The following is a 21,687-nucleotide window of genomic DNA, read 5'->3' as shown; positions in this document are numbered from 1 at the left end:
ATAGGATTCGGTGATTTACAGCGTCTGAAGCTGACGGGCAAGCTGCTGGTTGATAACCTGCTGATTGAACTGGCTGGTAACTTTTTCCCTGGCGCGCGACAGCATCAGCTGCAGGTCACTTTCCGACACGGAAGCCGAGGCCTGCAGCTTATCGGCAAGGGCAAAAGCGTCCTTTTCCGGTACCAGCCAGCCCGACTTATCGGCGTCGATAAGCTCAGGGATGCCGCTATGAACGGTCGACACGACGGGGATCCCAACGGCCATCGCCTCCATCAGCGCGACGGGGATCCCTTCCATGTCGCCATCTTCACCGGTGACAGAAGGCAGCAAGAAGAGGTCGGCCCTGTCGAGCATCGCTTTCACCTCATGACTCGGCTTGAAGCCGGGCATAAAGACCACGTCCTCCAGCTGCAGTTGCTCAATCAGCGTCTTCAGACGGCGCTCCCAGGGGCCAATGCCAAGAATGTTGTAGCGAAATGCCACGCCGCGAGCCTTCAACAGGCGGCAGGCTTCAATGGCAATATGTAAGCCTTTTTTTTCCGTCAGGCGCGCAACGGAGACAATCTCCAGCGGCGTGCCCGGCGTTTTCATAGGCCTCAAAGAAAACTTGTCCATATCCACGCCCATTCTGGATACCGCAATTTTGCTCTCCGGGCAGCCCATCTGCTTCAGGCGATTTGCCCAGAGATTGCTTATCGGCAGCATCAAATCTCCGCGCTCAAACAGCTGCCTGTATTCAGGCGTGTAATGAGCCAGCGCATCCCGGTGCGAAATATCTATGCCGTGGAATACGGTGGCAATTTTGCCTTTTAGCACACCAAGCTCCTTGAGCTTGGCTGCCGTGACGCCTGCCGGGCCAAAATGCGCGATAAAAACGTCGGCCTCCAGCGGCTGCTTCTGCCGCCCGCAAATAGATGACAGGATCAGATTACGGGCCTCATCGCCGTAGCGAGCACGACTCAAGGCTCGCCAGGTTCTGCCCCGCAGGCCGCCACGGAGCGTATTCAACGCACGGCTTTGCAGCTTGCCGACTTTACCCTCTGGTTCATCAAGCAACCAGACGGTTTTCTCCGAAAGCCCGTAGCTTTTAAACGTCGCGTGGGTATTGGTCAGATCCCCTTTTTGCAGGGCAACAATCTCAACCTCATGGCCCATGTCGATAAAAGCGGTGATCTGGTTCAGCACAAAGGTTTCCGACGCCAGCGGAAACTTCAGCAGGAAGAAACCTATCTTCATTTCCCCTCCTTGACTCGCTCAAGCACCGATTCCACCATTTTCATGCCGTTTGCGCGCTCGGCGCTTACCGCCAACGCAAGCCGCTGGTTAATTGACGGCAACTGCCCAAGCACGTCAGCGACTACGCCCTGCAGAGAACCGTCCAGCAGTTGGCGAATATCGATGGCCATTTCAGGCATACCGAGCTGCTGCATAATGCCTGCGGATTTGTGTTCGTAGTTGATCGCCACGGCCGGCGTGCCAAAGTTCATCGAGATAATCGCCGAGTGCAGGCGAGTCCCCACCGTCAGCTCGCAGGCGGCGAAGATTTTGCCCATCTCCAGATCGTTAAGCTCATCCATCACGACGTGATAGTCATCGGGCTGCCTGATGTACTGGCGAATGTTGAGCGCCACCATGCGATCGTCTTTGTTATAGCTGTCGATACCGGTACAGGTGGAAAGCGCCAGAACCTGGTAACCCTGCTCAATGGTGCGGTTCACCACTTCGGCAAAGGCCCGCTCGTAAGCTTCCTGGGTGGTACCCAGCCGCTTATCGAACGGCGCAAGTTCCCGTAGCGTAATCGCCACGGTTTTCTTACCTTCAATTACGCCAAGCCAGTGCTTAACCGCATAGCTCGGTACAAAATCCTCTTCATGCTGTGCCACCAGCCATGCCGTATCGACCCCCTGCTCGACCTTGCTGGTATCTATCTGACTTTTCTTCATCAGATCCAGGCTCACGGTTTCGCGCAGGATAAGTGACTTCGCGTGGCCGAAAACGTAGTTCGCCAGCTGGTTAAACTGCGGATCCTGGAACGGCCCCACGCTATGGCCGACCATATAGACGGGTTTACGCGCCATAAAACTGCACAGCGCATGTTCAAACTGGCTCACGCCATACAGGTCAACAAAGAACGAGCCGCCGACCTGAATAATCGCATCGTACTCCTGCAGCGATTTCACAAAATCGATGAACCCCTGCGGGATAGCAATATTACGCAGTCGCCCGGTGTTGGTCGCCTTCGCCAGCAGCACCTGGTGCTGATATTTACGGCGCAGCACTTTTTTTACCCGGCCTACGAGCCCGGCCGCATTGTTGTACTGCTTCATTTGCTTATACAGCCCATCGCCCAGGACCGGGCGCCCCAGCAGCCAGGCTGAACTCACCGGGTAACGGCTCATAACATCTACATGTATGCCGTCGTCAAGCGTGGTAATGGCATCGATCAACCCGCGCAAAATGGCGCTATCACCGCGATTGCCGCAAGTATGGTTGCCAAGAATAAGTAATTTCATATCGACCTCTTAATAGGGTTCTTAGCCAGCGCGAAGCAGCGCTTTCAGGCGTTCGCTGCGGCAAAACTGTTGCTTCATTTCGACGATCAGCGCATTGCGGGACAAAATAATCATCACCATAAAAGCCGCAGCCCCGGCCGCTACCTGTATACAAAGCAACGCCGCCAGGGGCAGATGCCCGTTAAGCGCCACGCCAAGTCCGGCGCTGACAATCAGCGTCGGTAGCGACAGATAAAAAGGCAGCCAGATGCTGAGGATGTACTCCCGGTAGCTGGAGCCCAGCACCGGTTTGATCATGATGAAATAGCTGAGGACGGTGTTAACCACCTGAACAAGCAGGAAACCGAGCGTGACGCCGAGCGCGCCGCCCAGCTGGCCGCCGACGATAATGGCCGGGATAAACAGGAAGGTTTTAAAAACGTTGAATTTAAAACTGATGTCCACCCGCGCCTTCGCCATCAGCAGCGACCCGATCGGGTTCCCGATGGAGCGCAGCAGGCCGACGACGCACAGCAGCTGCAGGATTGGCGTAATGAACTGCCATTTTTCCCCAAACACCAGCGGAACGAAGTTATTTGAGACCACCATCAGCCCCAGCAGCGCCGGGAAGTTGATGATGCCGACAATCGACAGCAGCTTGTAGAAGTTCACCCGCAGCTTCGCGGTGTCATCCTGAATCTTGGCAAACGCCGGGAACAGCACGCGGGTAATGATCGGGTTGAGCTTCATCGGCGGGACAACCGCGACGTTATAAGCCAGGTTATAACCACCGGCGACGCCGGCGCCGAGAATACGCGCCAGTACCAGCGTGGAAAGGTTGGTATTGACGTAGTTGATCACGCTATCGGCGGTCAGCCACGCGCCAAACTTCAGGTTGGAATTAACCGACTTCAGGGAAAAATGGAAACCTGGGCGGTAAATCTTGCGCCCGAAGAAGCCAAACAGTGAGGTACGAACGACGGTATTCACCAGGTAACCGATGATTGCCGTAATAGCAAACGGGTAGTACATCGCCGCCGTGACGGTCACGCTAAAGCCCACCAGCACGGACACCGTCTCAATGGAACCGATTTTTGAGAACTCGAGTTCCTTTTGCATCAGGGCGCGAAACTGCTGCCCGTGCGGAATGACGATAAAAGCAAAGGACAGCGTTTTAATCAGCGGCGACAGGTCCGGGTTATGCAGCACGCCGGCAATCACATCGCTCAGTAAAAAGACCACGATGCATACCAGCACGCCCAGCCCGACGTTTAGCCAGTACAGCGTGGTCAGCTCCAGCTGGCTTATCTCTTTGCGCTGAATAATGGAGTTGGCAATACCAAAATCAGACAGCGTATCGGCCAGGGCGATAATCACCAGCGACACGGTAAGCAGGCCAAACTGGTGGTTATCAATGGTTCTGGCCAGAATAGTCATCTGCGCCAGCCCCAGGCCAATAATAATGACCGTGGCAATCGCGGACCACTTTGCGCCGCTGATGGTTTTTTCTCTCAGGCTCATGTTGGGTTCCGGTCAGTATGCCGCTTTGTTAACAAAGCCTTTGAAAACGGTAAGGAAAACAATCTTGATGTCGAACCACAGGCTCCATTCGCGAATGTATTCCAGGTCAAATTCGACGCGTTTTTCCATCTTGTCGAGCGTGTCGGTTTCGCCGCGCCAGCCGTTAATTTGCGCCCAGCCGGTAATACCTGGCTTGACCTTATGGCGCAGCATGTAGCCTTCGATTAACGCGCGGTATTCTTCGTTGTGGGCAACGGCATGGGGACGAGGGCCGACAATTGACATGCCCCCAAGCAGGACGTTAATAAACTGCGGCAGCTCGTCCAGCGAAGTGCGGCGCAGAAAGCTCCCGATAGGCGTAATACGCTTGTCGCCTTTCGTGGCCTGCACCACCACCGCGTCGTTCTCCATCACTTTCATGGAGCGGAATTTCCACACTTTGATGGGCTTGCCGTCCATCCCGTAGCGGGTCTGACGGAAGATAACCGGCCCTGGCGAAGTCAGCTTCACCGCGAGGCTGATGCACAGCAGAACGGGGGAAATCAGCAGCAGGATAAAAGAGGACAGCACGATATCTTCCAGCCGCTTAAGCACGCTGTTAAAGCCGCTCAGCGGGGTTTCAAACAGCGGCACGACGGGCACGCCGTTTACCTCTTCAGTGCGGGCATTAAGAATATTGAAGGTAAAAACATCGGGGATCAGCAGCACGGAACAGGTGGTATCCGCCAGTTCGCTCACCAGCTTTTTAATGCGCGACTCGTGGCTCATTTCCATCGCAATGTAGATTTTATCAATCTGGCCGTTGCGGGCGTCGGTCACGAGCGTATTGAAGTTGCCCATATAGTTGATCAGCGCGCCTGCCGGCGGTTCATCGTCGTAAACACCCAGCACGTTAAAGCCCAGCCAGGGCTCATTTTTAAAGCTTTGCGCCAGCACCTGACCGACCGGCAGAGAGCCTGCAATGGCAACACGACGCGTATTAAAGCCTTTGTTACGCAGCCAGCCTGCGGCAAATCGAATCCACGATCGGCAAACAACCAGCCCCGCGCCGGTCAATACGTACCAGGCCAGATAAACCCAGAACGAGCCGTCAAAGTCGCTATTAAAAGCCAGCAGTCCGGCGCTGAAAATCACGCTCAGCGTCCAGTTCTGCAGCAGCAGGAATAACTCGCTGGAGATTTTTACCCCACGCCACGAACGATAAAAATCCGTCATCCCACCGATCATCTGAAACACAACGAGGGTCAATAAAGCCATCAGCAGATGCATATAGAGAAACGGCAAAGCGTTAGCCTTACAGACCATCCACAGCCCGGCAAACATGATGCTGATGTCGGAAAAACGTTGCACCATAGAGATCAACGATGCGTTGGTTTTTGGCAGCTCGCGCTTTTTTAGATTTGTCATCGTTTTACCTTTGAAAGAAGTCGCATCGGTGTTTTCCCCCTCACCCCAACCCTCTCCCCAAGGGGGAGAGGGGGTAATAGCTGGAACCAGGAGCATTCCCTCTCCCTTCAGGGGGGAGTAGGAAGTTCTGGCTCCTGGCTTTCCCCTCTCCCTTCAGGAGAGAGTAGGAAGTTCTGGCTCCTGACTTTCCCCTCTCCCTTCAGGAGAGAGAGTAGGAAGTTCTGGCTCCTGACTTTCCCCTCTCCCTTCCAGGGAGAGGGCCAGGGTGAGGGTTAAAACACACAAATGCGGCAGATTACTGGTTCAGCAAAGCCATAATTTCCTGCGTTCGCGCCTGCATCAGCGTCTCATCACCGCGAGACTCCACGTTCAGGCGCACCACCGGCTCGGTGTTAGAACTGCGCAGGTTGAACCGCCAGTCGCCAAACGCCATGCTGATCCCGTCCGTGTGGTCGATCTCTTCCGCGTGCGGGCCAAAATGTGCGCGCACACGCTCAATCGCCGCCGCAGGGGCTTCCAGCTTGCTGTTGATCTCCCCGCTGGCCGGCCACGCCGCCATGCGGTCCTGCACCAGTTCACCCAGCGTTTTCCCCTTCAGGCAAAGCAGTTCGGTCACCAGCAGCCACGGGATCATCCCGCTGTCGCAGTAGGCAAAGTCGCGGAAGTAGTGGTGGGCACTCATCTCGCCGCCGTAAATTGCATCCTCTTCACGCATGCGCTCTTTGATAAACGCGTGCCCGGTTTTCGACATCACCGGTTTGCCGCCCGCGCGCTCGACGATATCTACCGTGTTCCACGCCAGGCGCGGGTCGTGAATGATTTTCGACCCAGGCTGTTTTTCGAGGAACGCCGCCGCCAGCAGGCCCACGATGTAGTACCCCTCAATAAACTGCCCTTTCTCGTCGAACAGGAAGCAGCGGTCAAAGTCCCCGTCAAAGGCGATGCCCATATCGGCTCCGTGCTCAATCACCGCGTCGCGGGTATCGGCGCGGCATTCCGGCAGCAGCGGGTTAGGGATCCCGTTGGGGAAATTGCCGTCCGGCGTGTTGTGCACTTTCACGAAGGTCAGCGGCACGTTGAGTGCCTTAAAGCGGGCTTCAATGGCGTCCACAATCGGGCCCGCCGCGCCGTTGCCGGAGTTGACCACCAGCTTCAGCGGTTTGATGTGGCTGACGTTGATGTAGGAGAAAAGATGGTCGAGGTAGGCTTCCACCACCGACACTTTCCGGTAGCTGCCGCGCGCCGCCTCATTCACCGGCGGGAAGTCATTGGCTTCCGCCAGGCGCTGCACGTCGCGCAGGCCGGTGTCGCCGCTGATCGGGCGGGCGCCCTGGCGCACCAGCTTCATGCCGTTGTAGTCCATCGGGTTATGGCTGGCGGTCACTTCGATCCCGCCGTCCACGTCCAGATGCCAGGTGGCAAAATAGATTTCTTCGGTGCCGGACAGGCCGATATCCAGCACGTCCACGCCCGCGTCCTGCAGGCCACGCGCCAGCGCCTGCTTCAGCGATTCGCTGGTCAGGCGCACGTCGCCGCCCAGCACGATAGTTTTCGGCTTCAGGTACTCGCCGTAGGCACGGCCGATGCGCCAGGCGATGTCTTCGTTCAGCTCGTCGCCCAGGCGGCCGCGGATGTCGTAGGCTTTAAAACAGGTCAGTTGCTGCATGATTTCGCTCCTTCGGGCAACAGTTACCCAACCCACGGGTTCGTGGCCCGTGGAGAATGTTTACAATCAGGGATTAAATGCGTCCGTAGCGGTCCTGGAAACGGACGATGTCGTCTTCTTCCAGGTAGGTACCGGAGCGAACCTCAATCAGGTCGAGAGGAATTTTGCCGGGATTTTCCAGGCAGTGGGTCATGCCGAGCGGGATATAAATAGACTCGTTTTCACCCAGCAGTTTGACCTCCTCGCCCAGCGTGACCTTCGCGGTGCCCGCCACCACAATCCAGTGCTCAGCACGATGATGGTGCATTTGCAGCGAAAGCCCCTCGCCCGGCTTGACGGTGATGCGCTTCACCTGGTAACGATCCCCGGAATCAATGGAGTCATATTTTCCCCACGGACGGTAAACTTCCCGGTGATTGTGGTGTTCGTGACGGCCATCGCCTTTGATTCTCTCCACCACTTTCTTCACGTTCTGGACGTGATCGCGGTCAGCAATCAGCACCGCGTCTTTGGTCTGCACCACCACCAAATCCTTCACGCCAACGGTGGTGACCAGGCCGGACTCGGCATAGATGTAGCTGTTTTCGGTTTCATGGCTGATAACGTCCCCGTAGTGCACATTGCCTTCCGGGGTCTTGGCGCTGATTTCCCATAGCGAAGACCAGGAGCCTACGTCGCTCCAGCCCGCATCCATCGGTACCACAACCGCATCGGCGGTTTTTTCCATCACCGCGTAGTCGATGGACTCATCCGGGCAGGCCAGGAATGCCTGCTCGTCCACGCGAACAAAATCCAGATCCGGATCGACGCTCGCCATCGCTTTTTCACAGGCTGCCAGAATATCCGGGCGGAACTTCGCCAGCTCTTCCAGGTAACGGCCAGCGCGGAACAGGAACATACCGCTGTTCCAGTAGTACTCGCCGCTGGCAACATAGGCCTGCGCTGTAGAAAGGTCAGGTTTTTCGACGAACTGCGCCACGCCAAAGGCCAGCGCATCAACGCCGTTTTCCGGGTTAGACACGGCGCCACGGCGAATATAGCCGTAGCCCGTTTCAGGCAGATCCGGAACAATACCAAAGGTCACCAGCTTACCGGCCTCGGCGTAAGGCATCGCGCTGCGCACCGCGTTACGGAAGGCCTCTTCATTCTGGATGACGTGATCGGCGGCCAGAATCAGCATCAGCGGATCCTGCTGCGGCTGGTTACGCAGCGCCGCAAGCGCCGCCAGCGCGATGGCCGGAGCCGTGTTGCGCCCGGCGGGTTCCAGCACGATATTTTCGGTCAGTTTATTTAGCTGGCGCAGCTGCTCGGCGACGATAAAACGGTGTTCCTCATTGCAAATCACCACCGGGCTTTCGCACTCGACCCCGTTCAGGCGATTGATGGTGGTTTGCAGCATGGTCAGATCCCCTTTCAGGCAGAGGAACTGCTTGGGGTACAGCACGCGGGACAGCGGCCAAAGGCGACTGCCGTTTCCGCCCGCCATGATCACCGGATAGAGTTGTGACTGACTCATAATTTATCCCCGACTTTTTATGAAGAGATGGCCGCAATAAATTGGCTTAACACGTTCTCTTTTTCGAGCGTGCGTTCGGCATATTCACGTGCCACCGTGTTGTTTTGAGGAAGCTGCAGGCACCGTTCTATGCCCGTCGCCAGCGCATCGGCGGACTCGGGCACCACGCAAACCGCTATGCCCGGATAAGCTTCGCAAAGCTGGCCCAGCTCGGTTTCCGGCTCGGCGGTAATCACCGCATTGCCGCCTACGGCCAGGATATTGGTCAGTTTTGAAGGCAGTACGGCATCCGCCGCCCCACGACGTTGGATAACCAGATGACAGTCGGCCAGGCCAAGCAGCGCCGGGAGCGCTTCGTAAGACTGTAGCGGGTGGAAAACCACATTATTCAGCCCGTGAACATGCACCAGTTTTTCGAGCCGCTCTTTGCCGCCGCCCTGGCCAACAATCACAAACAGGTACGGGCTCCCGGCGAACCGGCCCGCCACTTCAATCACCGTTTCCAGCCCTTGTTTTTCGCCAATATTGCCGGAGTACAGCACGATTTTTTTATCTGCCGGCAGGTTGAGCGCATGGCGAACGGCTTCGATTTGCTCGGGCGCAACATCGCGAAAACGAGCCACTTCCGACCAGTTAGGGAAGAAAATCACCCGCTGCGGATCTACGCCTTTCTCGGTGGCTTTATTCATCATTGAGCGGGAAATAGTGGAGACGTTATCGACGTTGTGCAGGCCGCTCTTTTCAAAGCGCTGCGCAAGGCGAGCAATTTTGCCCGGCGTCTTACCTGCCATACCCAGGCCAAGCATCGCGTCCACTTCATAATCCTGGATATGCAGCAGCGTGCGTGCCCCGCTCAATTTTGCGAGCAGGCGCATCCCCGGCACGCAAAACAGCGTCGGCACCACGCCAATCACGCGATCTGGCTTCCAGCCGCGCTGGGCGAGAAGCGGGAAAAATGAGCTCAGCGCGAAACTGCCTAAATGCAGCAGGCGCTTGAGCGTAGAAGGCTGCTTTGGCACATACAGCGGGCAGCGCCAGACGGTAGCCTTACCCTGCTCTTTTTTGTATTTCCATGCCGAGTAGTCCGGGTGAACTTTCCACACCGGATAGTAAGGAGGCGCGGTGATCACCCGCACCTCATGGCCCTGGCTGGTCATCCACTCCACCATTTCACCGGTGTACTTGCCGATGCCGGTCAGCTCCGGTGAATAGTTAATGCCGTAGACCAGAATTTTCATAAGCCCGGTACCTTCCCTTTGCCCTGCTTAATGAAGTAAGCGCGGCTGTTATCGTGCACGTCCTCACGCTTGAGCAGCGCTTCCGGCGTCAGCCAGCAGTACGCTTTATGCTGCTCGGCCGGCAGATTTAGCTGCTTGTCGTCCACCCGCAGGCGGAAGCCGAGCACCACGTAATGCGTCGAGAAATCTTTCCCGGAGAAGTTATCGCCGTAAAAATGCTGCCAGACGCCGTAAAATTCACCCTCTGCAAGGGTGAAGGCCGAGCCCAGCTCCGCCTCCGTCAGGCGCATAAACGCATTAGCCAGGGTCTCATCCTTCTGCACGCGGCCGCCCGGCACAAACCAAAAGCCCTTTGCAGGGCGATTGGTTCGCAAACCCAGCAGGAACTCGCCCGCCTGGTTTTCGACGATAAGATCGATTGAGATAAGCGGAGTCGCGCTCACTACGGTGGCAAAATCTTCAGCGCTAAGAAACATACCTACCCCCGGAACCGCTGCTGGTTTTCGAGGAACCACTGGTAGGTGCTGGCGAGACCAGCTTCCAGGGTAATCTCGTGATACCAGCCGAGTCGATGCAGGCGGGAAACGTCCAGCAGCTTACGCGGCGTGCCGTCCGGCTTCGTGGCGTCAAACACCACGCGACCACGGTAGCCGGTCACTTTCGCCAGCGTCTGCGCCAGCTCGCGGATCGTGCAGTCCACGCCGGTGCCGACGTTAATGTGCGACAGCATCGGGTCGGTGTTCTCCTGCCACACTTCCTGGGCCAGCTCCATCACGTGAATGCTGGCCGCAGCCATGTCATCGACGTGCAAGAACTCGCGCATCGGCGTGCCGCTGCCCCACACCACCACGTCAGGCGCGTTCTCCTGCGTGGCTTCATGGAAGCGGCGCAGCAGGGCCGGAATGACGTGCGAGTTGCTCGGGTGGAAGTTGTCGTTCGGCCCGTACAGGTTAGTCGGCATTACCGAACGGTAATCCCGCCCGTACTGGCGATTGTAGGACTCACACAGCTTGATACCGGCAATCTTGGCAATGGCATACGGCTCGTTCGTGGCTTCAAGCGTGCCCTGCAACAGCTCGCTTTCGGCCATCGGCTGCTGCGCCATCTTCGGATAAATACAGGATGAGCCGAGGAACAACAGTTTGTTCACGCCGTGCGTGTGCGCGGCATGAATAATGTTGCTTTCGATCATCATGTTCTCGTAGATGAACTCCGCCGGGAACGTGTTATTAGCAACGATGCCGCCCACTTTTGCCGCCGCCAGGTAAACCTGATCGATTTTCTCACTGGCGAAAAAGGCATTCACCTCGCCGCTGTCCAGCAGGTTCAGCTCATCGCGCCCGCGCAGCACCAGCTCAACGTCATCACGCTGCCCGAGCTGGCGGACAATGGCCGAGCCGACCATGCCACGGTGACCGGCAACAAAGATACGTTTCTTATTCATACTCAGGACTCCAGCGCGATGGCAACCTCATAACCATGGGACTTCAGCAGGGAGTGTTTCTTCGCCGCTTCCAGGTCTTTGGCAACCATCTCACCGACCATCTCCTGCAGGGTAATTTCCGGCTTCCAGCCCAGCGTTTCGTGCGCTTTGGTTGGGTCGCCCAGCAGGGTTTCTACTTCAGCAGGACGGAAGTAGCGCGGGTCAACGGAGACGATAACGTCGCCTGGTTTCACGCCCGGCGCGTCGTGGCCCGTGACGGATACCACAATGCCCTTCTCTTCCACGCCCTGGCCTTCAAAGCGCAGCTTGATGCCGAGCTGCGCGGCAGCCATTTCCACGAACTGACGCACGGAGTACTGCACGCCGGTGGCGATGACGAAGTCTTCCGGTTTTTCCTGCTGCAGCATCATCCACTGCATTTTCACGTAGTCTTTGGCATGGCCCCAGTCGCGCAGGGAGTCCATGTTGCCGAGGTACAGGCATTTCTCCAGGCCCTGAGCAATGTTGGCGATCGCGCGGGTAATCTTACGGGTCACGAACGTCTCGCCACGGCGTGGAGATTCGTGGTTGAACAGAATGCCGTTACAGGCGTACATACCGTAGGATTCACGGTAGTTAACGGTTATCCAGTAGGCGTAAAGCTTGGCTACCGCGTATGGGGAACGAGGGTAGAAAGGCGTGGTCTCTTTCTGTGGAATTTCCTGCACCAGGCCGTACAGTTCTGAAGTGGATGCCTGGTAGAAGCGAGTTTTCTTTTCCAGACCCAGGAAGCGAATGGCTTCCAGCAGGCGCAGGGTGCCCATCGCGTCCACGTCCGCGGTGTATTCCGGGGACTCAAAAGAAACCGCTACGTGGCTCATCGCCCCGAGGTTGTACACTTCATCTGGCTTCACTTCAGACAGAATGCGGGTCAGGTTTGAGGTGTCGGTCAGGTCGCCGTAGTGCAGATGGAACTTCGGGTTGCCCGCGTGCGGATCCTGATAAATATGGTCCACGCGCTCGGTGTTGAAAGAAGAGGCGCGACGCTTGATACCGTGAACTTCATAGCCTTTTTCCAGCAGGAATTCCGCCAGGTAAGAGCCGTCTTGTCCGGTGACACCCGTAATGAGAGCTACTTTAGTCATGATATTTCCTATGATTGAAGATAAAAATAAGAGCTTTTCTTTAAATAAAGAGCGCTCACGCGCGTTCGCGTATTTTTACTGCCGGGTTACCCCGGCAAACGGCGTTCGCCGGTAATGATTTATAAACGCTGCTCCTTGCCCCCACGACGCAGCCATCGCCTATCGTGACGCCAGGGGAAACAAACACATCCGTTGCCAGCCAGCATTTTTCGCCGATAACAATCGGTGACTGGGTAATATCAAAATGCTGGCTCATATAATCGTGGCTGCCGGTGCACAAATAACACTTTTGCGACACCACGGAGTTTGCGCCGATGGTAATTTCGCCGAGGGTATAAAGCACCGCGTCATCGCCAACCCAGGCATAATCCCCAAGCGTTAATTTCCATGGGTAGGTAATTTTCACCGAGGGACGAATAACAACTTTTTTGCCTACCTTCGCCCCGAACATGCGTAATAAAAAGGCACGCCATGGATATAAAATCTGTGGTGACCAGGCGAACAGCGTGGCCTGTACCGCCCACCACAATTGCACTTTAATGCCGCTCGCGCCGCGAAATCCCCTCGGTACACTGAAGCCGCTTAAATCCTGCATAATATTTCCCGTGTGCTTTAGGTTTTGTTATAAAGCGCTTTGGCTTTGCCGGTTGTTTTTAACCGCAGTTGAAAAGAGAGTTCTGCAATGAATCCCGGCACGCGTAAAATTTTACGCTGCACGTTTTTTGCATCCCGGCACAACTCAACGTTATTAGAGGTAGAGACGCCGCCCATTGAGAATTCAGACACCAGGCCTTTGATACGTTTGAAGGCATAGCCGCTTTTATACATTTTTGCCGCCAGCGCATAATCGGATGAGACTTTATATTGCAGATCGTAAGGGTATTTACGCAGGCCGGATAACGGGAAAAAGATAGCCTGATGGCTTGCCGGCAGGCTGTGATAGATATACCAGCCACGTTTAGCGCTGCGGCGAATTTTATTGCCGTCGCCAAAGTCCAGAAGCGCATCGCCGATGACCATCGCATTGTCACGTTCGCCTTCGGCTGCCAGCTGATGAATCACCCCGGCAATTTCAGGGTGAAAGGCATCGCCGGAGTTCAGAAAGAGCGCGTAACGCCCCTGCGCCATGGCGATCCCTTTGTTCATCGCATCGTAAATGCCGTTGTCTTTCTCGCTGACAAAGCGCAGGTTGTACTGGCCCTGCAGGCCAGCAAGAAACTCGGCCGTGCCGTCCGGAGAATTGCCGTCAACGACAATCCATTCAAACTCAATGCCTTTGGCCTGTGCCAGATGCGCCAGTGATTGCCAGGTTTTCACTACCCCGTCATAATTACGCCATGCGACTGTAATAACACTTAATAACATTATTGCGCACCTCCTGGCAGCGAACCCTTAATTGCTTTACGCAAAATAAATGGGCAAACAATTAAAAATGCATATTCCGGGCTGAAAATTGAACCGGTAAAAAACAAGGATACAGGCATAAACAACCAAAGCTGAACACGATAATTCTCATTATTGCCAAATGCATTGCGCATCATTTTCATGACTCGCCACATATAGCCAACGGTCATTAATACAGCAAACCATGAGAAATAAATAATCAGCAGATACAGTCCATTGTCCACGGTTTTCCCTACGTCCGCACCGTTGAATATTCCGAATGATGCGACATATTCATAGAGTGAACCAAAACGCACAACGCCATCAACGTTCGCCAGAGAATAACCGACCATGGCTAACGGACCAATTATGCGGTAATACGATGAAGATCCTTCCGTGCCTAAATCACCGATTCGGGTTGCAATATAAGGAAATGCAAACACCAGACCGATCAGAAACACCGCCAAAGAAATAATCGCTAACGGCAACTTCTTTTTAATGGCACTTTTATTAAGGTATTGGAACGCCCACTCCAGCAGGTAAAACAAAATAAACGTCATCACCCCGGAGAAAGATCCTGAAAGGATTATCCCTAAAAGAATCATAACATCAGTTTTCGGCGTTTTGATACCAAACTGTTTGATGCTGAGCCAAATTGAGATTAATGCCAGGGCGAAGAACGCGGGTTCGAAATAGAGCGCCGTGGTGCGTCGCCCGCCGAAGCTAATAAAGTTGAGCACGTAGCTGTTACTGTAAATGAGAAATTTCGAAATTTTCTCAATCAGACTGCTGCCGCCGGTCAGGATAATCTGGGCCATTTCCGCCGCGGCAAGCGCCACGATAATCCCCACCACGCCATAGAAAAAGCGCAGTATCTTACGGTGATTTCGCTGTGAAATAGTCTTGAAGCGGCAGCTCCAGGTCATCCCGAGAATCAGCACAATATAGACAAACAGCATCATTGAGGTGACGTATTTGCCGGGGTCCAGCGACTGGCCAAAAATGTAGTTAAACGCCGTGAGTCCGGCCCCTACCCCAAGCGCAATCATCAGCTTTTTAAGGTTGATGCGCTCAATATACAAAAACAAGATAGCCGGCAGGAACGTCACAATGGTTATCGGAAAACTTTCCCCGAGGGAGGCCAGCTTGACGTTCACCACCAGATAGATAAACGGCAGCAGCAGATAGCTACAGACCCTGATAGAACGAGACATACTCCTCCAGCATCTGTTTGCCGCTGTAGGCCTGACGGCTGGCTGCGCGGAAGGTCGCTAAATCGGTGGCGAACACCTGCTCCGCCAGCTGCGCTTTTTTGAGTTGCACCAGCGCCAGAACCTGCTCAGGCGTGAAAGTCTTGCCGCCTACCTTGCGCAGAACTTCGTCTGCCGCTTCGCTGCTCGTCGCTACCACCGGCACGCCGATAGAAAGCGCTTCACATAGGATCAGCGGGTAGTTATCCACCCGGGAACTGAACACCAGGCTGTCCATGGTATTCAGCTCGCTCATCAGCGCGCGTTTGTCGGTCATGTAGCCGTGGTTCACCACGTTAGCGCCTTCAAACGGCGAGAACTTGCCGAAGGTATGCAGCTCAATGCTGTCCCCCAGCGCCATCATCGCCTGCACCAGCTTCTGGTTGGTTTTGCCGTCATAGCGCAGGTCATGGGCCACAATCGCCACGCGGGGTTTTGCCGTTGCCACGCCGCTTTCAGGCAGCTCGGCCAGAATCGCCTCGGTTGCCACGTCGATACCGTTATTGATGATTTTGCAGCGCCCTGCCCCATAGAGCTGGTTAAAGGCTTCCGCCACGTGCTGGCTGGGAGAAATAAACCTGCAGCCAAGTGCCAGCATTTCACGGAACAGCTGGCGTTTTCCCTCCACTTGCTGATGGGCCTTATCGACCTTCACCGGTGGATAGTTGTTCAGCGTCGGGCATTTGACGCAGCCCGTTTTCCAGCCTTCGCAGCCGTCGAGGAAAGCGCAGCGGCCGGTAATGCTCCAGTGGTCATGCAGCGTCCAGACGAAGGTCACGTCCGGTTTATGCGCCTTCACCCGCTGGCAAAACGACACCATTTCTTCCAGGTTCAGCCAGTAGCTATGCACCACGTGAAAATGCAGCACCACGGGCTGCTGGCTACGGGTGACGCGCCGGTAAAGCTTGTTCAGGTTGCCAAACGGATCGCGATTCAGGAAACGGAACAGGGCGATATTGGCGACGGACACCAGGCGCGGCGTATGCTTTTCAACGTCCTGGTAGAGATCGTGGCTGGCGCTTTTCTTTCCGCCCTTGCCGTAACCGTAGATAAAACGTGAAGATAATCCGGCCAGGCGAGCACGTTGATGAAGGTCAAGCGCCACGCCTGCCGCGCCGCCTTCAGCAAGGCGCACATTAAACTGCATGATGTTCATTTGATCACCTTCACCCGCGCTTTTTCACCCACCACCAGCGCGTTGTCCGGCACGCTGTCCAGCACCACGCTGCCCGCGCCCACCGCCACGTTATTGCCGATGGTGATGTCGCCCACGATAATCACGTTGGCGCCCAGCTCAACGCCGTTGCCGATCACCGGGCAGGCCAGGCTGTTGCCACGGTTGCCGATGGTGACGCCGTGGCGGATGGTGAAATCATCCCCCGCGACGACAAACTTATTGATAACCACCGCGTAGCCGTGGTGAATAGTGAAGCGGCGACCAATGGTGGCGGCCGCCTGGATTTCATAGCCAAACAGGCATTCGGTAATGAAGCGGTAGGCCAGAAGCACCGGCGCCGCCCAGAGATTGTTGATAACGCTTTTCTTGCGCCACACCGAGCAGAAGTGGGCAACGCGGTAGGCCAGCACCATGCAGCACGGGCGCAGGCTCCAGCTATTGGCTCGTAAATCTTCCAGCACGCTTATTTCCCCCGCAGGCTATCGGCGAGGCGCTTGCCGTTGCGCACCGTCAGCAGGGCTAACAGCGTGCGCAAAGACATGCGCTTGTTGCGGATCTGGTAGAGCGTATACAGCTGGTATTTCTTGCTGCCCCGGTCGAACTTGTCTTTGTGCTTGCGGTAGAAATGGAAATAACCGGCAAATTTCTTCGGCGATTTGGTTATCTGCATTTCACCGTGATTCACGTGCAGAATTTGCGTTGCCTCTTCTACCTTCCACGGCTGGCCGTATTCCACCACCATGCGCAGGAAGATGTCGTAGTCCTGCGCGGCTTTCAGCTCGGTATCAAACAGGCTGCTCTTAAAGCGCCCGGCGTAGGTGAACACCTGGTTGCCGATGATGTTGCGCTTATAGAACAGCTTGAGCGAATACGGCGACTTCGGGTACAGCGGCAGGCTGGTCGGCTGCGAGTAGACCTGCCCTTCGCACAGATAGTCGTTAGCGTATAAAAACGCGTGGGTGACCAGCTGATGCTGATGGGACAGGAACACCGATAGCCGGTTCGGCGTCCATTCATCGTCATCATCAATGCCGGTGATAAATCTTCCCTGCGCCAGCTGAATCGCCTGATTGCGTACCGCGCAGGCGCCGCTGTTCACGTCGTTGTGAATGTAACGCACCCGGGGATCGCCGAGATCCTCAACAAACTGCTGCAGCTGCTGGAAGCTGGCCGAGCAGTCATCGACGATAATCATTTCCCAGTGGTCATAATCCTGACGCAGCACCGAGTTTATGGCCCGAATAGCCAGCTGCTGGCGGTTCCACGTAGGCATATAAATAGAGATAAGCGGGCGAGTTACTGCGCTGCTGTTCATGGCCATCACCTTATTTAGCATCCGACTTATATTCGTATTCGTAGTAGCCGTAATCCTGGTAGCCGGTGGCCCGGCGGAAGATCGAGTTAAGGATAACGCCGCGCACCGCAATACCGTTTTGCTCGAAGCGGCTCAGGCTGGTCTCCACCTCTTTCAGCGTGTTCACCGCATAACGTGCCACCATCAGCGTGGTACCGGCATGCCGGCCAACAATCGCCGCATCCGTGACGGCAAGGATTGGCGGGGTATCAATCAGCACCAGGTCATAATTTTCGCTGGCCCACTTCACCAACTGGGCGAAGCGTTCGTTCATCAGCAGCTCTGACGGGTTGGCCGGAACCTGCCCACGCGGGATAAGGTCAAAATTCGGCACGGAAGTTTTCTGCGCACAACGGGTGATGTCTCCCTGCCCTGAAAGCACGTCGGACAGGCCGTTCACGTTGGTCGTCCCCAGCAGTTCGTGGGTATAACCTTTGCGCATATCGCAGTCCATCAGCAGCACGCGCTTGTTGGTCTGGCTAATCACCGCCGCCAGGTTGGCACATACAAAAGTTTTACCGATTGACGGGCTAACCCCGGTGAGCATCAGGACGTTGTTGGAGGCCTGCATCATGGCGAAGTGCAGGCTGGTGCGCAGGCTGCGGATGGCCTCAATAGCCAGGTCAGTTGGGTTCCCGACCGCCAGCAGCTGACTTTGCTTAAAGCGTTTGGTGCCTTTCGCATTCCGCAGGTTGGCCTGGTCGCGGGTTTTCTGCCACTCGGAAAGAGGAATGCTGGCGTAGACGCTAAGCCCAGCCTCTTCCAGCGCCGCCGGGCTTTCAATCCCACCCTTAAACAGCGAACGAAGCAGCACGCCAATAATCGAAACGATAAGGCCCAGAATGATGCTGCCCAGTACCACCAGAGCGCGCTGTGGCTTCACCATGCCCGGCTGCGTAATCGCCGGGTCAACGATGCGGACGTCACCCACCGTGCTGGCCTCGGTAATTTTCAGCTCCTGCTGCTTGTTTAACAGCTGCATGTAAACCTGCTGCCCGGATTCCACGTCGCGGGTCAGGCGCACAATTTCCTGCTGGGTTTTTGGCATCGCAGCGATGCTGTTGGTCAGGCGAGCTTTCTGGTCTTCAAGCGTTCTGCGCTGCTCCAGCAGCGTGCGATATGATGGGTGAACTTTGGTATACAGCTTGGAAATTTCCGCTTCTTTGAAGGTCAGCTGATTCAGCTGAGAGTCAATATTCACCACGGAGTCCAGCAGCGATTTCGCCTCGAGGGACAAGTCCACCGAATCCTGGCGCTGGCGATAAGCGTTGAGTTTGTTTTCAGCCGAATCCAGATTGTGGCGAACTTCCGGCAGCTGCTCGGCCAGGAATTTCAGGCTTCTGGAAGCTTCTTCAGATTTACGCTGCACGTTCTGAGCAAGATAGTTACGGGTGATGCTGTCCAGAATCGCGCGGATCTGATCTTTATCTTCCCCGGTATAAGACAGGCTAAGCACGCCGGTATCTTTCCCGTTTTCGGTCACCGTCAGGTTGCCCAGAAGCTGGTTGATCATACCGAGCGTGGAGTACTTCACCACGGTGAAATTATCACCCGGCTGGGCCTTGATGCCGTCAACCTGCATCGTGACGCCGCCTTTGCTCAGCGGCTTGCCCACTTCACCTTTGGCGCTAAAACCATTGTCGCTGGTTAGCTGATACTGTTTGTCGTTCAGGACTTCAACGGTAAAGGTGTCTTTGTTCATTCCCGCCGGGAGGGTGAAAGTGGTGACGTTAACCGTGTCGTTCTGATGCCCCTGCAGCCGGTCCCAGCCTGCCCCGAACAGCCAGAAGGTGTTCTTGCTCACCGAAATATCCAGGTTCAGATCGTCCACGGTTTTACCCAGCACCAGGCGAGACTGAATCAGCTGAATTTCTGCGGCAGACGCCGGGGGCTTATTGCTCAGCGCGGAGCTGATGTCATTCACCAGCGTGTTACCGGCATTTTGTTCGATTTGCACCAGCGCGTCGGCCTTATACACCGGCGTCGCGAACAGCGCATAGACCACGGCCAGCGCCGCGAACAGGCCGGTGATACCGATAACCCACCAGCGAGCCTCCAGCACGGTGCCAAACAAACGGCCGATATCAATTTCGTCATTGCCCTCGGTCGGGGCGCTCGAACGGCGTACTTTCTCTGTCATTGTTATCCCTGATGAGCGTTAAGTGCGTTAGCCCACTTTTGGGCAGAAAGGTCGAGCATGCTGTAGACCGCTTCGAAGGCATCGCGGCTTTTGCGGTAGGGATCGGGAATTTCTCTCTCTGCATCCCAATGGCCAAACAGCATCACTTTGCCGCGCATCTCTGGCGCCATTTCGCAAAGCGTGGTGATGTGGCGTTTTTCCATCGCCAGAATCAGGTCATGCTCCCGGCACAGGCGCCCGGAAACCTGCCGGGCTAAATGCCCTTCCAGAGAAAGGTCGTGCCGCCCGGCGACTTCAACGGCACCGGCATCGGCGCCCTTCCCTACCAACGCACCCAGCCCCGCAGAGCTGACGCTAAGTTCCGGATGGTAGCGTTTGAGCAGACGTTCAGCCGTGGGGGAACGGCAGATGTTCCCCACGCAAACCACAAGTATTTTGTTGAACATAGCGCGTTACCAGGTGTGGATATCTTTGGCGGTATCGGTCATGTAGCGAACGCCGCTGATGGTTGGCAGAAGCTGGTTGATCAGGCGATTCCAGCGGGAAACTGGTGCGGTGGTCACGTACACCACGTCATAAGGCTGCAGCTGGAACTCGGTGCCCATCACCAGCGAAGTCGCGTCGGACATATCAAGCTGATAAATATTGGCAATCTTGCCGTTTTGCTGAGTCTGGTCTTTGAGCGGACGAATAACGAAGATGCCGCTGGCGTTCGAAGACGTGAGATCGATACCTTCGGCCTGGCCCAACGCTTCGGTCAGCGTCATGCCGCTGAAGTCCATTTTGAGCGTGGCCTGTTTCTTCACTTCGCCCATGACAAACACTTTCAGATCGTCATTGCGCGGTACAAAGAGGATGTCGCCGGGGTAAAGCAGATGGTTTTGGCTCAGGTCGCCGTTTTGCATCAGCGCCTGCAGGGAAATACGTTTTTCCTGCCCTTTGTGGGTCAGCACGACGTTGCGCCAGTCTGCCGCATCGGTTAAACCGCCCGCCGCGTTGATGGCGTCAAGAATAGTCAGCGGGACGTTGGTAATGGGCTGCTGTCCGGACTTATTGACCTGCCCGGAGACATAGGCCTTTTGCGACCGGAAGGCAGCGATATTAACGTCCACCTGCGGCTGGGCAATGTACTGCGCAAGGCGGCTGGTAATATCGCCGCGAATTTCTGCCAGCGTTTTGCCGGTTACGCTGACCTTTCCTACGTAGGGGTAGAACATGGTGCCATCGGGCTGCACCCAGTTACCGGCGTCGCTCGAGCTACGATACTGGCCCGCCGGCGTGGTTAATTCCGGATGGTCCCAGACCGTGACGTTTAAAACATCCCCTGGCCCGACGCGATACTCGTAATTAGCGATATCTTTGTCCAGCCCGGCATTCGGCTGGGCGACGACCGGACGCGGCCGCAGCTGTTCCACCAGACGAGGCGTTAATGGATAGACATTGACCATTCTATCGAGGTCGAAATCGGCATCCTGTTGTTTGATGACGTCCTTTCCCGATGTCGACATATTGCTGCCGGGAAATACCGTGCAGCCGCTCATCAGGGTGACTGACACCAATAAAGGCATCAACTTAAGTTTGTATTTTATCATTGAATATTTATCACTATGGCAGAGTAATTATCCTGAGCGAATAAAACAAGCAAGCAATTAGCCGTGAGGATGAAGTACAGAATTGAACATATTCAGAGAGCGAGATAATTGGCATTATTCCTAAAATAAGCTTATTTCCCGACATTCTGATGACTCCATGACTTGCTGTTGTCTGGCCGCATCCGGGCACGCTACCGCCCCTGGCTCACAGTCACCAACCTACTGAAAATGGTAAACAATACTCATGGTCGGGCGAATTCAAATATCCATTAAGATATTGAAATCAGACCATCAGATTTTATGAAAATGCTGGGGCGAACTATTAACCAATGTATAAAAAACACATTCATTGCTAATCATCGATAAGGATTGTTGCAGCTTAA

Annotated in this window: 19 protein-coding genes; all 19 read right to left on the bottom strand. The window is 55.5% G+C overall.

Annotated features, from left to right (window positions below):
• Positions 1–15: 15 nt before the first annotated feature.
• On the bottom strand, positions 16–1,236 hold the full coding sequence (wcaL, locus tag JT31_RS20065; protein ID WP_038481280.1) for a colanic acid biosynthesis glycosyltransferase WcaL: 1,221 nt from the start codon (positions 1,234–1,236) through the stop codon (positions 16–18).
• On the bottom strand, positions 1,233–2,513 hold the full coding sequence (gene wcaK, locus JT31_RS20060) for a colanic acid biosynthesis pyruvyl transferase WcaK (protein WP_038481277.1): 1,281 nt from the start codon (positions 2,511–2,513) through the stop codon (positions 1,233–1,235). Before wcaK ends, wcaL begins: the two co-directional genes overlap by 4 nt.
• A gap of 21 nt (positions 2,514–2,534) precedes the next feature.
• On the bottom strand, positions 2,535–4,013 hold the full coding sequence (locus tag JT31_RS20055) for an MOP flippase family protein (protein ID WP_038481274.1): 1,479 nt from the start codon (positions 4,011–4,013) through the stop codon (positions 2,535–2,537).
• A 12-nt stretch (positions 4,014–4,025) separates the two neighbouring features.
• Complete coding sequence (gene wcaJ, locus JT31_RS20050; RefSeq protein WP_038481272.1) at positions 4,026–5,420, bottom strand: undecaprenyl-phosphate glucose phosphotransferase; 1,395 nt, start codon at positions 5,418–5,420, stop codon at positions 4,026–4,028.
• Positions 5,421–5,715: 295 nt separating this feature from the next.
• Positions 5,716–7,086, bottom strand: a complete 1,371-nt coding sequence (gene cpsG, locus JT31_RS20045; protein WP_038481269.1) for a phosphomannomutase CpsG — start codon at positions 7,084–7,086, stop codon at positions 5,716–5,718.
• Positions 7,087–7,159: 73 nt separating this feature from the next.
• Positions 7,160–8,602: a mannose-1-phosphate guanyltransferase gene (cpsB, locus tag JT31_RS20040; protein ID WP_038481266.1), complete on the bottom strand. Its 1,443-nt coding sequence runs from the start codon at positions 8,600–8,602 to the stop codon at positions 7,160–7,162.
• Positions 8,603–8,619: 17 nt separating this feature from the next.
• A complete protein-coding gene (gene wcaI / locus JT31_RS20035) occupies positions 8,620–9,840 on the bottom strand; it encodes a colanic acid biosynthesis fucosyltransferase WcaI (protein ID WP_038481263.1) in 1,221 nt (406 codons plus the stop codon).
• Positions 9,837–10,316 carry a GDP-mannose mannosyl hydrolase gene (locus tag JT31_RS20030; RefSeq protein WP_038481260.1) on the bottom strand — a complete coding sequence of 160 codons (480 nt, stop codon included), beginning with the start codon at positions 10,314–10,316 and terminating at the stop codon, positions 9,837–9,839. Before JT31_RS20030 ends, wcaI begins: the two co-directional genes overlap by 4 nt.
• A 2-nt stretch (positions 10,317–10,318) precedes the next feature.
• A complete protein-coding gene (fcl, locus tag JT31_RS20025) occupies positions 10,319–11,284 on the bottom strand; it encodes a GDP-L-fucose synthase (protein WP_038481257.1) in 966 nt (321 codons plus the stop codon).
• 2 nt (positions 11,285–11,286) lie between these two features.
• The gene (gene gmd, locus JT31_RS20020; protein WP_038481254.1) at positions 11,287–12,408 is read right to left on the bottom strand and encodes a GDP-mannose 4,6-dehydratase; all 1,122 of its coding nucleotides are present in this window, start codon (positions 12,406–12,408) and stop codon (positions 11,287–11,289) included.
• A 55-nt stretch (positions 12,409–12,463) separates the two neighbouring features.
• The gene (gene wcaF / locus JT31_RS20015) at positions 12,464–13,003 is read right to left on the bottom strand and encodes a colanic acid biosynthesis acetyltransferase WcaF (RefSeq protein WP_038481250.1); all 540 of its coding nucleotides are present in this window, start codon (positions 13,001–13,003) and stop codon (positions 12,464–12,466) included.
• A 17-nt stretch (positions 13,004–13,020) separates the two neighbouring features.
• Entirely contained in the window at positions 13,021–13,773 is a 753-nt protein-coding gene (gene wcaE / locus JT31_RS20010; protein ID WP_038481247.1) for a colanic acid biosynthesis glycosyltransferase WcaE, read from the bottom strand.
• Complete coding sequence (gene wcaD / locus JT31_RS20005; RefSeq protein ID WP_038481244.1) at positions 13,773–15,005, bottom strand: colanic acid polymerase WcaD; 1,233 nt, start codon at positions 15,003–15,005, stop codon at positions 13,773–13,775. Before wcaD ends, wcaE begins: the two co-directional genes overlap by 1 nt.
• Entirely contained in the window at positions 14,980–16,197 is a 1,218-nt protein-coding gene (locus tag JT31_RS20000; RefSeq protein WP_038481242.1) for a glycosyltransferase, read from the bottom strand. Before JT31_RS20000 ends, wcaD begins: the two co-directional genes overlap by 26 nt.
• Positions 16,194–16,679, bottom strand: a complete 486-nt coding sequence (wcaB, locus tag JT31_RS19995; RefSeq protein ID WP_038481239.1) for a colanic acid biosynthesis acetyltransferase WcaB — start codon at positions 16,677–16,679, stop codon at positions 16,194–16,196. Before wcaB ends, JT31_RS20000 begins: the two co-directional genes overlap by 4 nt.
• A 2-nt stretch (positions 16,680–16,681) precedes the next feature.
• Positions 16,682–17,533: a colanic acid biosynthesis glycosyltransferase WcaA gene (gene wcaA, locus JT31_RS19990; protein ID WP_038483364.1), complete on the bottom strand. Its 852-nt coding sequence runs from the start codon at positions 17,531–17,533 to the stop codon at positions 16,682–16,684.
• A 10-nt stretch (positions 17,534–17,543) separates the two neighbouring features.
• The gene (gene wzc, locus JT31_RS19985) at positions 17,544–19,712 is read right to left on the bottom strand and encodes a tyrosine-protein kinase Wzc (RefSeq protein ID WP_038481236.1); all 2,169 of its coding nucleotides are present in this window, start codon (positions 19,710–19,712) and stop codon (positions 17,544–17,546) included.
• A 2-nt stretch (positions 19,713–19,714) separates the two neighbouring features.
• Entirely contained in the window at positions 19,715–20,158 is a 444-nt protein-coding gene (wzb, locus tag JT31_RS19980) for a low molecular weight protein-tyrosine-phosphatase Wzb (protein ID WP_038481233.1), read from the bottom strand.
• A 6-nt stretch (positions 20,159–20,164) separates the two neighbouring features.
• On the bottom strand, positions 20,165–21,304 hold the full coding sequence (locus JT31_RS19975; RefSeq protein WP_038481230.1) for a polysaccharide export protein: 1,140 nt from the start codon (positions 21,302–21,304) through the stop codon (positions 20,165–20,167).
• Positions 21,305–21,687: the final 383 nt, after the last annotated feature.

Source organism: Cedecea neteri (assembly GCF_000757825.1).
Classification (GTDB): Bacteria; Pseudomonadota; Gammaproteobacteria; order Enterobacterales; family Enterobacteriaceae; genus Cedecea; species Cedecea selenatireducens.
The sequence above is the reverse complement of the archived record's forward strand: the minus strand, read 5'-3'. Positions and strand labels throughout refer to the sequence as shown.

Bases quoted from the DNA above. Each gene is read 5' to 3' on its own strand.
- wcaL (WP_038481280.1), bottom strand. From the start codon at position 1,236: ATGAAGATAGGTTTCTTCCTGCTGAAGTTTCCGCTGGCGTCGGAAACC.
- wcaK (WP_038481277.1), bottom strand. From the start codon at position 2,513: ATGAAATTACTTATTCTTGGCAACCATACTTGCGGCAATCGCGGTGAT.
- JT31_RS20055 (WP_038481274.1), bottom strand. From the start codon at position 4,013: ATGAGCCTGAGAGAAAAAACCATCAGCGGCGCAAAGTGGTCCGCGATT.
- wcaJ (WP_038481272.1), bottom strand. From the start codon at position 5,420: ATGACAAATCTAAAAAAGCGCGAGCTGCCAAAAACCAACGCATCGTTG.
- cpsG (WP_038481269.1), bottom strand. From the start codon at position 7,086: ATGCAGCAACTGACCTGTTTTAAAGCCTACGACATCCGCGGCCGCCTG.
- cpsB (WP_038481266.1), bottom strand. From the start codon at position 8,602: ATGAGTCAGTCACAACTCTATCCGGTGATCATGGCGGGCGGAAACGGC.
- wcaI (WP_038481263.1), bottom strand. From the start codon at position 9,840: ATGAAAATTCTGGTCTACGGCATTAACTATTCACCGGAGCTGACCGGC.
- JT31_RS20030 (WP_038481260.1), bottom strand. From the start codon at position 10,316: ATGTTTCTTAGCGCTGAAGATTTTGCCACCGTAGTGAGCGCGACTCCG.
- fcl (WP_038481257.1), bottom strand. From the start codon at position 11,284: ATGAATAAGAAACGTATCTTTGTTGCCGGTCACCGTGGCATGGTCGGC.
- gmd (WP_038481254.1), bottom strand. From the start codon at position 12,408: ATGACTAAAGTAGCTCTCATTACGGGTGTCACCGGACAAGACGGCTCT.
- wcaF (WP_038481250.1), bottom strand. From the start codon at position 13,003: ATGCAGGATTTAAGCGGCTTCAGTGTACCGAGGGGATTTCGCGGCGCG.
- wcaE (WP_038481247.1), bottom strand. From the start codon at position 13,773: ATGTTATTAAGTGTTATTACAGTCGCATGGCGTAATTATGACGGGGTA.
- wcaD (WP_038481244.1), bottom strand. From the start codon at position 15,005: ATGTCTCGTTCTATCAGGGTCTGTAGCTATCTGCTGCTGCCGTTTATC.
- JT31_RS20000 (WP_038481242.1), bottom strand. From the start codon at position 16,197: ATGAACATCATGCAGTTTAATGTGCGCCTTGCTGAAGGCGGCGCGGCA.
- wcaA (WP_038483364.1), bottom strand. From the start codon at position 17,533: ATGAACAGCAGCGCAGTAACTCGCCCGCTTATCTCTATTTATATGCCT.
- wzc (WP_038481236.1), bottom strand. From the start codon at position 19,712: ATGACAGAGAAAGTACGCCGTTCGAGCGCCCCGACCGAGGGCAATGAC.
- wzb (WP_038481233.1), bottom strand. From the start codon at position 20,158: ATGTTCAACAAAATACTTGTGGTTTGCGTGGGGAACATCTGCCGTTCC.
- JT31_RS19975 (WP_038481230.1), bottom strand. From the start codon at position 21,304: ATGATAAAATACAAACTTAAGTTGATGCCTTTATTGGTGTCAGTCACC.